This window comes from Planococcus sp. 107-1, from assembly GCF_021513255.1.
Taxonomy (GTDB): domain Bacteria; phylum Bacillota; class Bacilli; order Bacillales_A; family Planococcaceae; genus Planococcus.
The window spans coordinates 635282-648839 of sequence record NZ_CP090977.1; the positions used below are offsets into that span (position 1 = coordinate 635282).

The 13558-nt window shown below is 39.3% G+C and carries 14 protein-coding genes and 1 pseudogene; 11 read left to right on the forward strand and 4 right to left on the reverse strand.

Translation table 11 applies throughout. From position 1 onward, the window contains the following. Window positions 1–22 precede the first annotated feature (22 nt). The 3 genes and pseudogenes from L0M13_RS03505 to L0M13_RS03515 all read left to right on the forward strand — a co-directional run bounded on the left by L0M13_RS03505 (window position 23) and on the right by L0M13_RS03515 (window position 1948). Complete coding sequence (locus tag L0M13_RS03505) at window positions 23–574, forward strand: hypothetical protein (RefSeq protein ID WP_235198311.1); 552 nt, start codon at window positions 23–25, stop codon at window positions 572–574. Window positions 575–576: 2 nt separating this feature from the next. Beyond that, window positions 577–1431: an RCC1 domain-containing protein gene (locus tag L0M13_RS03510; RefSeq protein WP_235199257.1), complete on the forward strand. Its 855-nt coding sequence runs from the start codon at window positions 577–579 to the stop codon at window positions 1429–1431. 39 nt (window positions 1432–1470) lie between these two features. Further along, window positions 1471–1948: pseudogene (locus L0M13_RS03515) on the forward strand (DinB family protein). Window positions 1949–1997: 49 nt separating this feature from the next. Here L0M13_RS03515 and gltS read toward each other — a convergent pair. Next, the gene (gltS, locus tag L0M13_RS03520) at window positions 1998–3203 is read right to left on the reverse strand and encodes a sodium/glutamate symporter (RefSeq protein WP_235198312.1); all 1206 of its coding nucleotides are present in this window, start codon (window positions 3201–3203) and stop codon (window positions 1998–2000) included. Beyond that, window positions 3187–4173 (reverse strand): formimidoylglutamase, encoded by a 987-nt coding sequence (gene hutG / locus L0M13_RS03525; protein WP_235198313.1) that lies wholly within the window; start codon window positions 4171–4173, stop codon window positions 3187–3189. The genes gltS and hutG overlap by 17 nt, the downstream gene beginning before the upstream one ends. Window positions 4174–4305: 132 nt before the next feature. Here hutG and L0M13_RS03530 point away from each other — a divergent pair, with 132 nt between their 5' ends. Beyond that, the gene (locus L0M13_RS03530; RefSeq protein WP_235198314.1) at window positions 4306–5208 is read left to right on the forward strand and encodes a LysR family transcriptional regulator; all 903 of its coding nucleotides are present in this window, start codon (window positions 4306–4308) and stop codon (window positions 5206–5208) included. Between the two features lie 53 nt (window positions 5209–5261). Here L0M13_RS03530 and L0M13_RS03535 read toward each other — a convergent pair whose 3' ends face one another. Beyond that, the gene (locus L0M13_RS03535) at window positions 5262–5627 is read right to left on the reverse strand and encodes a PH domain-containing protein (RefSeq protein WP_235198315.1); all 366 of its coding nucleotides are present in this window, start codon (window positions 5625–5627) and stop codon (window positions 5262–5264) included. 283 nt (window positions 5628–5910) lie between these two features. On the opposite strand from L0M13_RS03535, the gene L0M13_RS03540 reads away from it, so the two are divergent. From L0M13_RS03540 to L0M13_RS03570, 7 genes are all read left to right on the forward strand, one after another. Then, window positions 5911–6570, forward strand: a complete 660-nt coding sequence (locus tag L0M13_RS03540) for a hypothetical protein (protein ID WP_235198316.1) — start codon at window positions 5911–5913, stop codon at window positions 6568–6570. Window positions 6571–6801: 231 nt separating this feature from the next. Next, the gene (locus tag L0M13_RS03545; protein WP_235198317.1) at window positions 6802–6960 is read left to right on the forward strand and encodes a hypothetical protein; all 159 of its coding nucleotides are present in this window, start codon (window positions 6802–6804) and stop codon (window positions 6958–6960) included. Window positions 6961–7186: 226 nt separating this feature from the next. Further along, window positions 7187–7474, forward strand: a complete 288-nt coding sequence (locus L0M13_RS03550; RefSeq protein WP_235198318.1) for a restriction endonuclease subunit S — start codon at window positions 7187–7189, stop codon at window positions 7472–7474. Between the two features lie 162 nt (window positions 7475–7636). Continuing rightward, window positions 7637–8872, forward strand: coding sequence for a hypothetical protein (locus tag L0M13_RS03555; RefSeq protein ID WP_235198319.1), 1236 nt, complete (start codon window positions 7637–7639; stop codon window positions 8870–8872). A gap of 1 nt (window position 8873) precedes the next feature. Continuing rightward, window positions 8874–9332: a three component ABC system middle component gene (locus L0M13_RS03560; protein WP_235198320.1), complete on the forward strand. Its 459-nt coding sequence runs from the start codon at window positions 8874–8876 to the stop codon at window positions 9330–9332. After that, window positions 9329–11194 (forward strand): DUF3732 domain-containing protein, encoded by a 1866-nt coding sequence (locus L0M13_RS03565; RefSeq protein ID WP_235198321.1) that lies wholly within the window; start codon window positions 9329–9331, stop codon window positions 11192–11194. Before L0M13_RS03560 ends, L0M13_RS03565 begins: the two co-directional genes overlap by 4 nt. 390 nt (window positions 11195–11584) lie before the next feature. Further along, the gene (locus L0M13_RS03570) at window positions 11585–12973 is read left to right on the forward strand and encodes a PIN-like domain-containing protein (RefSeq protein WP_235198322.1); all 1389 of its coding nucleotides are present in this window, start codon (window positions 11585–11587) and stop codon (window positions 12971–12973) included. 253 nt (window positions 12974–13226) lie between these two features. Here L0M13_RS03570 and L0M13_RS03575 read toward each other — a convergent pair whose 3' ends face one another. Next, entirely contained in the window at window positions 13227–13400 is a 174-nt protein-coding gene (locus L0M13_RS03575) for a hypothetical protein (RefSeq protein WP_235199354.1), read from the reverse strand. Between the last annotated feature and the right edge of the window lie 158 nt (window positions 13401–13558).

Consider the following 13558-nt stretch of genomic DNA (forward strand, 5'->3'; position numbering starts at 1 on the left):
AGTTAAAAGGAGGGCAGGAGAAGTGAAGAAAGTTTTCTATTTGAGTGCTGTTTTACTGTTGCTGTCGGGATGCAGGGAGGAAGAAGACGGACCGTTCATGAACGCGAACAACCAAGCGACCGAAATCCCAGCTGCTGAAACGGAAGAGGAGGAAACCGATATGGATTCTGAACCGGCTCAAGAACCTTCAGCTTTGTCCGAGTATTCCACGGAACAAATTGAATACGCACGCGTCTGGCTGCAGCTCGGTGCGAACCAGGAAATCGACGGCTTGTATGTGAATAAAATTCCGGAAGGCACGCCGTTAAATCCAGACGATGAAACGAGCGCCGCTTATCCGGAAGACGTCATCCAACTGGAAGGGTCCCGCCTCGTGGATGGTTCCGTCACATATAGCGGCAACGGCGATGGCACGGTCAATCTATACAATGTGCCGCTCCGCTGGGACGGCGAGTACCCGGCAGGCGAAGCGTTTTATACGGAGATCATCGAAAATACGGAGCTTGTCGCAATCGACCGGGGAGAGGACGAAGAAGTCATCCGGTTGATCGAATTATTGCAGGATCAGCCGTGAGTATGGAAACGGAATCACGGTTTAAACGGCGCAGCGCCATTGCAGCTGGCTATCGCCATAGCGCTGCGTTGAAAGCAGATGGCACAGTGCTTGCGACAGGAGACAATAAACACGGCCAATGCGAAGTCGATGCTTGGTGCAATATCATTTCCGTTGCGGCAGGAAGCGCCCATACCGGAAGCTCGCATACCGTCGGTTTAACATCCGATGGCTCGGTTTTAGCAGTTGGATGGAATAAATACGGTCAGTGCGAAGCAGATGAATGGCGAGAAATGGCGTCCATAGCGGCAGGGTGGCGCCGGACAATTGGGATAAGAAAAGACGGCACGGTGCTTGCGATTGGAAGGAATAACGAAGGGCAGTGCGAAGTCGGCGATTGGCGAGAAACTGTTGCCGTTTCAGCAGGCGACTGGCATACCATCGGCCTTAGGAGAGACGGAACAGCCATCGCTGCCGGAAATAACCGCTACGGGCAAAGCAAGGTGTCCGACTGGCACGACTTGGTCGCGGTCTCTGCCGGCTACCTTCATACTGCCGGATTAAAGTCAGACGGAACGGTGCTTGCAACCGGATTGAACGGAGACGGCCAATGCGATGTGAGTGATTGGCGCGATATCGTCGCGATTTCTTCAGGGAGCTACCATACGCTTGGCTTGAAATCGGATGGCACAGTTGTAGCCACTGGCCGAAATAGAGATGGCCAATGCGACATTCTCGATTGGCAAGGCATTCGGGAAATTGCTGTCGGCAATGCCCATACGCTCGGATTGAAAGCGGACGGGACTGTAATCGCTGCGGGCCGGAATGATGAAGGGCAATGCAACGTGCATGGTTGGGTCATTCTGGCAGATGAGTAGGTAACTGAAAATGGGCTCCATAAAAAAGGAGGGCACTCAATGAAGATGTTTTTCCGCTACAACTGGATGGTCAGAGAAGATTGGTACCGCTGGTGCGAAGGGCTGACGGACGAAGAGCTCCTTCAAAGACGGACGGGCGGCCAAGGCAGCATCTTGAAAACACTGTTTCACATAGCGGACGTCGAATGGAGCTGGATTCGTCTGCTCGAAGGAAAAGACGATTTCCAGGAAGACTTTGAAGGCTACAACAGTTTACGGAAAGTCCGTGAACTCGATGCGAAATTCCGGCCGGAAGTCGAGAGTTTTGTCGCGAACTGGGATGACAGCATGGAACACCGGATCCTCAAATCGGAAGCGGGACGGCACAATCGATATCGATCAATGGGGAGAAGTGATACGGCATATCATCGCACACGAAATCCACCACATTGGGCAATTATCCATCTGGGCACGGGAGATGGGGAAAGAGCCGGTGAGTGCGAATCTGGTAGGGCGTGGGCTTGCGGAAACTAAATAAGAAGAAAGAAAGCCCGTCCGGATGAGTTGATCCGGACGGGCTTTCCTTATTAACTGAATAGATTGATCGAAGTAAGAATGATCGGCATTGCAAAGACGTCAATCAGGAACGCACCAACGATCGGCACGACGAGGTAGGCTTTTTGCGAATGGCCGTATTTCGAGACGATGGCGTCCATATTGGCCATGGCGTTCGGTGTCGCACCGAGTCCGTGTCCCGTGAATCCACCGACCATAACTGCTGCGTCGTAGTTTTTGCCGAGCAGACGGAACAGCACGAAAATGCCGAACAAGGCAATGAACACCACTTGCGCCAAAATGATGATGAAGAGCGGCAATGCCAAGTTTGCAACTTCCCATAGCTTGATGCTCATCAACGCCATCGATAGGAAAATACTCAACGTAATATCGCCGATGATGCCGATGGTCCGCATCTCGATCAAGTCGCCGTTCACCCGGTCCAGGATATTCCGGACAATGACTGCCACGAACATCGCACTGACGTAGTTTGGCAAGGCGAAATCGGTAAGGTTTGTGAATGCCGTTCCAACGTAAGATCCGGCAGCCATACAGAAACCGATGATGAACAACTGGATCATGAATGTTCTTGAAGTGATCGGAGCTAACACAGAAGAGACTGCCGATTTCTTCGGAGCTGCTTCCTCCAGTTCCGCATCTTCCGTCGACTTCAAATTGTATTTATTGATCAAGTATTTGACGACTGGGCCGCCGATCAAACCGCCGGCAACGAGGCCGACTGTCGCAGCGGCAAGGCCGATTGACAAGGCACCGTCAACACCGAGCTCTTCAATCGTCGTACCAAAGGCAGTCGCAGCCCCGTGGCCGCCTTCCATCGAAACCGCACCGACCATGACGCCGATCAACGGATCCAAGTTTAAGAGGGAAGCGAGCGAGATGCCGATAACGCTTTGCACCAACGCAAGGAATCCACATGCGAGCCAGTAGATGACGAGCAGCTTGCCGCCGAGTTTAATGAGGGCGAAGCTTGCGCCTAAGCCGACTGTCGTGAAGAACGTCAGCATGAACAAGCCTTGAAGCGATGTATCGAGCACGATTTCGACAAGTCCCGTACCGCGCAGCACTGTCAAAATGATAGCGAGAAGCAAACCGCCGACAACAGGCGCCGGAATACAGTATTTATCGAGAATCTTGATTTTTGAATTTAAATACGAGCCGACCATGAAGACGGCTAGGGCAAGAAAGATCGTGGTGACTTGGTCAAGTTCGAGAATCATCGTTCCACTCCTTTATGTCCGATTCGTGATGGAAGCTGTCCATGACTTCTGCCACGAAATAAGCCGCCAGTTTCACCGTCTTTTCCTGGATATCGAGATCCGGATTCACTTCCGAAATATCAAAGCTCAAGAGCTTTTGTTTGGAGGCCACATGCCGCAGTAATTGGCGTACGACGAGCGGGTCCAAGCCGAACGGCGAAGGGGCACTGACGCCAGGGGCAGCAGATGCCGCAAGCGAATCGGTGCACAAAGTCAGAAGTAAATAATCGTACTGGCTGCTGAAAGCATCGATGATTGCAGTCATTTCCGGTAGATTGTGAAGCGTTAGAATCTCGGCAAGTATGTAGGCGCAATTCAGTTCATCCGCTTTCTTGAACAAGGCCTTCGTATTGCCGAACGGCTGGATGCCGAGTACGAGATAGCCGGCATTGGCGTCGCTTTCAAGAATTTGCCGGAACATCGTGCCGGACGACGGCTGTTCCGATTCCCGCATATCAAAATGCGCATCGATATTGATCAGGCCGAGTTTTGCATCCGGTCCGATAAATTCCCGCACGCCGAGGTAATGGCCGTAAAGCGTTTCGTGGCCACCCCCTAAAATGATCGGGGTCAAGGATTTAGTCAATAAAACATTCACGTGGCTGCCGAGTTCCGCTTGTGCTTGTTCCAAGTTTTCCCCTTCACAGATAACGTTTCCGACATCAACAGTTGGAACCGAACATTGGATGTTGTACGGAATCGGCGCCAAGGCTTTGCGAATCGCATCCGGCGCTTTTTTTGCACCGAGACGGCCTTTGTTTCTACGGACGCCTTCTTCCGATTCAAAGCCGATCAGCGAAAAGCCGCTTTCTTTATCAGCCAATTCATCGACGCTTGAATGCTTGACGACTTGGTGGAAACGAAAGGTCGCAGGATCTGTTTCGCTGTCGACGCGGCCCGTCCATAAAGCTTTATTTGGTAGTGTATACATGCGAGCACCTCAAATTCCTTTATTAGTTTTTTCAGAACTATATGTATTTTTATTGTAAAAGAGTTATTCTATTATTACTAATACCAAAAATTGATGATTCCATAGTTTGAAACTATAAAGGAGAGCGCTTACATGAATATGACTCATTTGAAATACTATATTACGCTTGTTGAACAAGCATCATTCACAAAAGCGGCGAATGAACTGCTTATCGCGCAGCCGTCCCTCAGCATGGCGATTAAAAAGCTCGAAACTGAACTCGAATTAAAGCTGCTCGACCGCAGCAAACGCGATCTCTCATTAACGAAAGAAGGGGAGATCCTCTACGAAGAAGCGAAGAAATTGATGAACCACGTGAACTACGTCGAAGGTGAAATGAAGCGGCTGAAAGACCAAGGGCCGATGGAACTCGCCATCGGCATCATCGAATCCGCCAAGTTCTGGATCCCTAAAATCCTGAAAGCCATCAAAGACGAATACCCGGGCGTCCGCATCGAAATCGTCGAAGTGCTCGGGCTCGACGATGTCCATAAAGCCTTGAACAATTACGACATCCATTTCGCCATCACAAACCAGCTCGTGTCGAAGCAAGAAGTCAATGTCCTTCCTATATATAAGGAAAACTTTGTCGCACTGCTTCCGGCCGGCCATCCGCTCACCAAGAAAGCGCAGCTCGACGTCACCGACCTGATCAGCGAATCGTTCATCATCTTCAAAGAAGGCTTCCAAACCCGCCAAGACATCCTGAACGCATTCCGCCAAGCCGGCAGCAAGCCGAACATCCAGTTCGAAGTCGAACGCTTCGAGACCGCCATCAGTTTTGTCGAAGAAGGGCTAGGTGTCACACTCGTGCCGGAGAATTACATGAAATCGTTTCAGAACAACCAGTGTGAAGTACGGGAACTGAACGATCACAACGTCACGCGCACCGTTTTCCTCGCGCACGATACGAGAAGGTATTTGCCGCCACTGGTGAATCGGTCGATTGAGTTGATTCGGGGTTTTTTTGAGGAGAGGGAAGATAATAAAGAATGAAAAAGCAGCGTAATTCTTCTAAGGAAATGAAGAAACACGCTGCTTTATTGTATTTAAAGAATCGCTTCCGCAATCATTTTATCCAGCTTCCGGATATCCACTTTCTTCGCCAAATTCAATTTGAACTTGCCAAGCGTCGTCCAAAGCTCGAGCTCCGTATTGAAATCGAAGGTTCCGGCATTCTCCGACGAATACATGATGATCGACTTGAATGGAATTGTATAGACTTCCACTTTTTTGCCCGTCAATCCTTGCTTGTCCGAAATGATGAATCGCTTATTTGTCACGACCGCTGTATCACGGACCGTTTTATAGGCGAGCTGCGCTACTTCTCCAGGAACCAGCAAATCCTTCACCGAATCCGGTACATCAATTTCTTGCGTGAACGTCCACGCTAACATTGCATTTAGAGCTGACATAAATATGTTCCTCCTTTATCTTTCTATTTTTATTATGACGCAAATTGGATTGGTAAAGAAGTCCATGATTAGTTCTACATATAGTTAATTCAAGTTGAGGGATTGAAGATTCGTAAGAACACAGGAAAAAGTAAAAATGTTGAAATGAAATGTAATAATAGTAATAATATGTTGCGCGTAGTATAATTGTCATAAATAAGATAGGATTTTGATATTGTTAATTGGAATGGAAATTGATTTCTATACTACTTAATAAACAACATAAGTTAGGAGGAGAGATAACATGAATAAAAAATGGTTTGCTCCAGTTATTATTGGCTCTATGCTTCTTGCAGGATGTGGTTCTGAAACAACGGATGTTAGCGAAGAATCTGAAAGTACGCCGAGCACTGAAAATCAAGAAGAAACGTCAGAAGAAACAGAGGTTGTTGAAGAAGTTGAGGAACCTGCTGAAGGTGAAGAAGACATTCAAGAAGATGACAGCCTGAAAGCAACTAACACATATACCAACAAAGAATTAGGCATCACTGGAGAAGTTGGTCCGATGAAGTATGAAATCCCAGGAATTCAACTAAAAATTATGGAGCCGAAAGATCAAGCGACTGCAGATTTATTTGAAGTAGAAATTGGAGAAGAAGTCCATGTTTTTACAATTCAATTTGCTGGCGAGAATACTTCAGATGAAGATATGAGTTTTTATCTGGGACAAGCTATGGCAATTACTAATACAAAAGAACAACTAGAGCCGGATATGCTCCTATCTGAACATATCGAAGGTGAGTACATGGGTCAAGTACGGCATGAAGGGTACAATGTTTATATCTTGAAAAATTCTACTGTAGATCAATTGGAAAGCATTGAACTAAGAATTACTGCTCCAACTGATAGTAATTTTGAAACTGTTGGAGAAGATGTATCTCACACAATTGAAGTTAATAACTAAAAAATAATGGCTTAAAAGTTTTAGAGGTTAATGAAAGCAAGAGTTTAAATAGGGTGCGCTACCTTGACAGGGTAGAGGTGTTTCAATAGCCAATTTAAAGAGAAAAAAGAATCTGCAAAGGTTCTTTTTTTTGCGTTAAATTAATTATGTCTTCAATTAAAGTAAGAGTATATCCTATATATGTGGTAAAATTATCTAAATGCATTGCGGAAATTTGAAAGGGGCATTTCCATGGTTTATCAATCCCGGACACAGTCCGAAGCACAGCTGGAGAACGAGATGATTGAGCAGCTTGTTCAATTGGGGTATGCAAAAGTCTCGATTCCTTCCATCAAAAACTTACAAGAAAATTTCCGGATCCAAATGGATCGATTAAACAAAGAAACCTGAACGGCACACCTTTGTCCGATAAAGAATTTGCGCGCCTCCTTTTGAAAATCGAAGGGAAAAGCGTTTATGAATCGGCGAAGCTGCTTCGTGAAAGTGGCAAACTCATTGGCAATATCAGCAATAATGACCAAAAAAGCATAAAAAATAGGTTCGATAAAGATGCAGTTCTATTTGGTAAACTACGTCCATATTTAAAAAAGTAATGGTATGCAAGTTTTGAGGGCCTATGTTCGACGGAGATATGGGTTTTAAACTCAAAGGACATGGATGTATATATTTCTTTATACAAGGAGCAGAGCTCTTAGAAGTAGCAAACAAATCTATTGGGTCAAAAATGCCTCGAGCTGATTGGAATTCAGTTTCAGAATTCCCATTTAAAATTCCGACAATAAAAGAACAGGAAAAAATAGTAGGCTATCTGAAAACCTTAGAAAATAAAATCGTTAAAGAAAAAGAGAAATTGATGTTTTTCGAGGAGCAGAAGAGAGGGTTTATGCAGAAGATGTTTGTATAAACTTTATTAATATAATTAATTAAAATTTATAATGTATTATGGTATATGATTAAAAACTAAAATTTTTATTCGGTTTTGTATGTAATGTAAAAGGGACCGCTCCTTAGAGCTGTTGTTAGTTATTAAGAAAAAAGAAATATTTAAGAGAGGAGGAGGCTTTTAGTGTCCTTTCAAGAAAAGACAAGCGCAGATAATAAATCTATAGGTTTTGACTACCAATATTATTATTTTCTTTATTTACTGTTAAATCTTAAACAAGGGGAAAGTATCGGTATAGAAGTGAAAGATGATGTACATCTAGATTTAAGGGATGGTAAACAAGTACTTCTTCAGCTAAAGCATTCGATACAAAAAAACTCAGCAGGAGAAATAAAAAATTTAACAGAATTAGATGGGGATGTTTGGAAAACCATTAGTAATTGGGTGAATATTGTAAATGATGCTGAAGAAGGTAGGACAACTTTAAAAAAACAACTAGACTATATTAAAATTACAAATTTTATTTTAGTATCGAACAAATCAAGTAGCGAAACCAATAATTTTTTAATAAGCATAAAGAAATTGAAAAATGGTGAAATTACTATAGAGAGCTTGCTAGATGATTTAGAGATCTTGTTTAATAAGTCAAAGGATATTGAGATAAAAGGCTGGATAGGTGAATTGAAAAAACAAAATAAAAAATGGATAAATCTATTTATACAACATTTAGATTTTGATTTGAATCAAGATGATTTAATAAGTAAAATACATGGCGTCATTAGGGAGAAACTAGTAAAAGAAAACAGGATTAAAAATGTGTTCGAGAGTTTAGATAGCAATATAAGAATGAATAACTATATTACTGTCAAGAAGAAAGAAAAGATTATTATTACATTTGAAGAATTTAGAAAAAGTGCAGAAATTTATTTTGAGAAAGCACGCGCTAGTAAGTTACCTATAAGAAAAAAAACTACTAAATTTTCTAAAGACTATTTCAATCAAACTTTCATTAAACAGTTGATAGATATTGAAGTTCTTGAAAAAGAGGATATAGAAGAATTATTAAGGTTAACCGGTTATAAAATGCAAGCGTATACAAATTTAGAAGCGTGGGAACAGGAAGGAGAGATTACGACTTTACAGAGAAAGCAGTTTGAAGATCAATGTATTCTTCAATGGAAAAATGCTTTTAACTCCACTCATACTCGCATAAGAAAAAAATGGGCAACGGATAAAGAGTCTATAAGCGAAGATGACATAATAGAGTATGCTCAAAAATGCTATTTCAAAGTTATAGATAGAATTCTAGAATTAGAGGAAACAAGGTTTGACATGGAATTTAGTAATGGGCAATTTTATTTATTATCTGATACACCTATGATAGGTTGGAAAATTGATTGGAAGGAGAAATACAGTTGATATGGATATTTCTAGGCAACTATATAACAATGAATTAATTGCGTCTATAGCCATCAGTTCTGTATTAAAACATCTTGAAAAAGCTACTATAGCACAATGCGTACTAATTCTACCAATAATTTCTCATAGAAATACTCTTAGCTTTTTAAAAAGAAAGTCAACTATTATAAGAAGTATGGAAGAATTTGTGTTAAAAAAACCAGGATGTTTCATTAATTTTCATGAAAGATATTTATCTTTGCTGCCAGTTTCTATTAATGCAATAACAATTCTAAAAGAACTTAAGGTGATATCTATAGAAAAAGGCGAAATACGGTACTTAAAAAATAATAATTTCGATATAGATAATAAACTTTTGGGAAAAAGAGCAGAAGACATTGTAAAAGGATCAGAGAAGCTGGCATTACTGTTGAATGACAATATAGCAAATTTATATTTGCAATTAAGGGTGAAATTATGAAGTTTGTGATTAATAAAATTCTTCTATGGTTAGAGAATGGTACTTGCCGTACTGTGAAATTTGAAAAAAACAAGGTAAATGTTATAACCGGAGACAGCGGAACGGGAAAGTCAGCTATTTTAGATATTATTGATTACTGTTTTTTCTCCAGTACTACTGAAATTCCGGACGAAGTGATTAACGAAAATGTTATGTGGTATGGAATTAACTTTGATATTAATGATAAAAATTTCACTATTGCTAGAAGTCGATTTCATACAATAAAGAAACTTTCTAAAGAATACTTTTTTTCTGGACTCGGAGTTATACCTGAATTACCCTATCCTAATATTAGCGAAAAAGAATGTAAATTAACTATCGAAAAGGAATTTTCAATCGATAAAAATGTTGTTATACCATATAGTGGTAATAATTTAAGAGCTGGAAGTAAGATATCTTTGAGATACTTTTTTATGTTTAATACCCAGTCAGAAGACATAATCACTAATAAACAAGTTTTTTTTGACAAGCAAAATGATGAAAAGTATAGAGAGGCTTTGGAAAGGATTTTCGATATTGCTACAGGGATTGAAACTGTGGAAAATATCTTGATTCTAGAAAAAATTAAAGACACAGAAAAAGAAATTAATAGAATTGAAAAAAAGAAAACACTTTTAGAAAATCAATCTTCTCTTTATGAGGAAAATCAAGCTGATTTGATAAAGAAAGCAAGAGAGTATGGCTTGATTTCTGGAGATATAATCGATTTTAAAACAGAGTTAAAAAAACTAAAGGAAGTAGTTTTAAATTACAAAGAAGAAAGTATGGTTACAGAACCGGATAATATATTAGCATTAAGGAATGAAAAGAATGATATTTTAAGAAAAATGAGAGCATATAAAAAATTTAAAAAGCAATATGAAGAATACAGAAAAGTTGAAGGTAATAACTATGAAAGCTTAAAACCGGTCATGTATATAAAGGAGAACTTTTACGAAGTTATAGAAGTACCAGAAATTAAAGGATTACTATTAGATTTTGAACAGGAACTACTTGATATTAAAAACACCCTAGACAAAAAACATCCTATAAATTTAGATATAGACAGTGAAATATCCAAACTAGAAGAAAAACTAGTACCTATAAATACAATGCTTAATCTAGTTCCTGAAGAGGAAAACACATTTTCGAATAAAATAGACAAGTATATATTTATCGGAGAGCTCAGACACCAACTATCATTTTTTGATAGGGAAATAGTTTTCGATGGAAATTATGAAGAGCAAATTCTAGATAAACAAGAAGAACTTGAAGAGTTATTATCGTTGTTAGATGACAATTCAAATAAAGAAACCATAATAAAATTATTGGAAGAGTTAATAGATGGATACTTAGATCAGTCAAAGGATGCACTTGGCACCTATGCAGGTTACAAAGCATTATTTGATTATAAGAAAAAACAATTAAAGTTAAGAAAGCCAGGAACAGCTAACCCTTCTACAGTAGGAAGTAGTTCAAATCATATGTTTTTGCATCTCTGTCTTTTCTTAGCTTTACATGAATTAATAATAAAACAAAAAAGTCCTTACGTGCCGCCATTCTTGATATTAGATCAACCAAGCAGACCATATTATGGAGAAGATTCTGGAGGCATGAGTCAAAAACAATGGGAAGAAGTAAATACGGGAGATAAAAAGAAAATTAACATTGCCATGAAAGTCATGAATGATTTTGTTGAATATGTAAATACTGAACTTAAAAGGGATTTTCAAATTATCATTCTCGAGCATATCCCGAAATCGATATGGGAAGATGCAAAATTAAATTCCTTCCATCTTGTTGAAGAATTTAAAGAAGGTGAGAATGCTTTGATAAACATCTGAAGCTCAATTCCGTCTCCCTGTGTAAAAAATAATTCTAAACGATTTTTAAAAATTTATAAATCGCTTCCTAGGGAAAGAAACAATTCTGAACGATTCTGACAATACATGACAATTTATATTATAAACATTGGGTAATCTATTAAATAACATTTCTAGCTGTTGCTCTAGCATTTTATTCTGGCTTATAAATTGTTTCTGAATTGTGCCGTTCTAAGGGAAACGAATTTAATGATGAAACACATATAGTCAGAAAACGGGAAGATAGAGACTTACAGGATTTGAAAAAATTAATTGATTTAACAGTTTACTATATAGCTATGGGAATATTAGTAAATCAATATGAAGCTGAGATAAGCTAGAATTTACCATTTAATCAAGGAGGTAATGGGCATGAAGGAGCAATTTAGAGGATTAATTGGATATGATGAGGAAGAAATTAAAGATTTATGGGAAAACGCTACTTTTGTAGTGGATACTAATATTTTAATCAATTTCTATAAGTACACTTCTAAATCATCAACACAGTCGTTGTTGAGTATTTTAAAAAAACTAAAAGACAAAGATAGATTGTGGATACCGCACCAAGTTGCTTTAGAGTATTTTTTTAATTATGAAGGGAATATGTCTAAGCAACATGAAGGTTTGAAATTTCTTAATACAGAGTTGTTAAAATTAAAGGAAAGTGCTGAAAAAGTTTTAAAGCGAGTAAATAGTGACCACCCATACATAGATACAAATAATTTTGAGTTTTATGTTAAAGAGATTGAAAAATCAAATGAAACTTTAGAAAATGCAGTGGAAAGGGAGATAAGCTTATTACCTGACACAAAAAAGATTAGTTCAGATTTATTGGATTTAATTTCGGGAATAATAGGTGAACCTTATGAACAACAAAGAATTAATGAGATTGAAAAAGAAGGAAAGTTAAGATATTCAAAGTTGATTCCTCCTGGCTTTGATGATTTGGGTAAAAAGGGTAAGGATGAATATAGAACGTATGGTCAGATGACTTATCAACAACATTATGGAGATTTAATTGTTTGGAAACAGATGCTAGACATAGCGAGTAGTGCTGAATCATCTAAACCATTAATTTTTCTTACAGAGGATAGAAAAAAGGATTGGTGGGAGTTGGATAGGAATGACAATATTAAAAGACCTCATCCTCAGCTAATTCAGGAATTTACTGATAAGGTAGGGAAAAGTTTTTATATCTACAAAACTGATAGATTTGTTGAATTAGCTAGGAAATATCTGGATGGCACTATAACTGTAGAACAAGTTCAAAATGTATCCGTTCAAGTTGAAAATATTAGAAAAGTTGAGGACCAGATTGAGAGAAGTGAGCCGATAGTAGGATTAGATTATCGCGAGTTAAAGAGGCTGTTAGGGTACTTACCAGTTTATTTAAGAAAAGAATTTGAGTATGAATTAGATATGTTAATTAAAGAGGGTTTAACTTCTAAAATTAACCTTGGTTTGCATAATAATTTGGTAAGTAAAGCAGCACAGTATGCCTTACCTCATATTGAAAGAGATCTTACTGAAAGAACAGATAAAATTGCTCATTACAATGCTGATGTTGCTAATCATGTTACTAAAGAATACAAAAGGGCAATGTATGATCTGAACCCTATAATTAAAGTTAGAACTTTATTTAATATGATTGATCATCTCAATGATGAATTAAACTTTTATAAAGATATGGAGGAGCAAATGAATAGAGAATGGGCAGAAGAACAAAATGCTCAAGAAAGAGATCATGATTGGTACAAGTAAAACCGCGTACATAGCATATTTAATGAATTCGTTCCCCTAATAAATAAATAGACAAACGGTAACACAACTAACCATGAATACTGATTACGGCCATGAATTTTTACCATGTCTGCCATCTTATTTACCACCGATTGCCATTTACTTTACCGCGATTTGTCACACTTTGGAACCGTCAAGTAGAAATGGTTCTTACGCTCTTTTGGGGAAAAGATTTGAAATCTTTCATGAAAAAACTCCTGCTATTTTAAGATAATCACCATTGATAAAGAATCCGGTTTCTTAATACTAGAAAACCGGCTCGTTTATACATCACGCGTTTGATGGTTTTTAATCGGTTCACTTGTCCTTCTACTGGTCCGTTGCTCCACGGCTCTTCGATGCTTAATTTTGCTGCACTTGGAAAATCGCGCCCCTGTCCTGAAGACAATTTAATTTATTCACGACAACTGCATGCCAAAAAAGCCGAGTCCAGGAACCATAAGGGTTTTGGACTTTGGTTTCAGTATTATTATCGGAATATTAAATTATTCATAAAAGAGCCGTTCACAGGGAGCATCTAGGACCTGCTGGAAAAATGTATAATGA

Coding starts and splice junctions, on each gene's coding strand:
- L0M13_RS03535 (WP_235198315.1), bottom strand. CDS start 5,627: ATGTCAGCTCTAAATGCAATGTTAGCGTGGACGTTCACGCAAGAAATT.
- L0M13_RS03550 (WP_235198318.1), top strand. CDS start 7,187: ATGTTCGACGGAGATATGGGTTTTAAACTCAAAGGACATGGATGTATA.
- L0M13_RS03565 (WP_235198321.1), top strand. CDS start 9,329: ATGAAGTTTGTGATTAATAAAATTCTTCTATGGTTAGAGAATGGTACT.
- L0M13_RS03560 (WP_235198320.1), top strand. CDS start 8,874: ATGGATATTTCTAGGCAACTATATAACAATGAATTAATTGCGTCTATA.
- L0M13_RS03540 (WP_235198316.1), top strand. CDS start 5,911: ATGAATAAAAAATGGTTTGCTCCAGTTATTATTGGCTCTATGCTTCTT.
- hutG (WP_235198313.1), bottom strand. CDS start 4,173: ATGTATACACTACCAAATAAAGCTTTATGGACGGGCCGCGTCGACAGC.
- gltS (WP_235198312.1), bottom strand. CDS start 3,203: ATGATTCTCGAACTTGACCAAGTCACCACGATCTTTCTTGCCCTAGCC.
- L0M13_RS03510 (WP_235199257.1), top strand. CDS start 577: ATGGAAACGGAATCACGGTTTAAACGGCGCAGCGCCATTGCAGCTGGC.
- L0M13_RS03530 (WP_235198314.1), top strand. CDS start 4,306: ATGAATATGACTCATTTGAAATACTATATTACGCTTGTTGAACAAGCA.
- L0M13_RS03570 (WP_235198322.1), top strand. CDS start 11,585: ATGAAGGAGCAATTTAGAGGATTAATTGGATATGATGAGGAAGAAATT.
- L0M13_RS03545 (WP_235198317.1), top strand. CDS start 6,802: ATGGTTTATCAATCCCGGACACAGTCCGAAGCACAGCTGGAGAACGAG.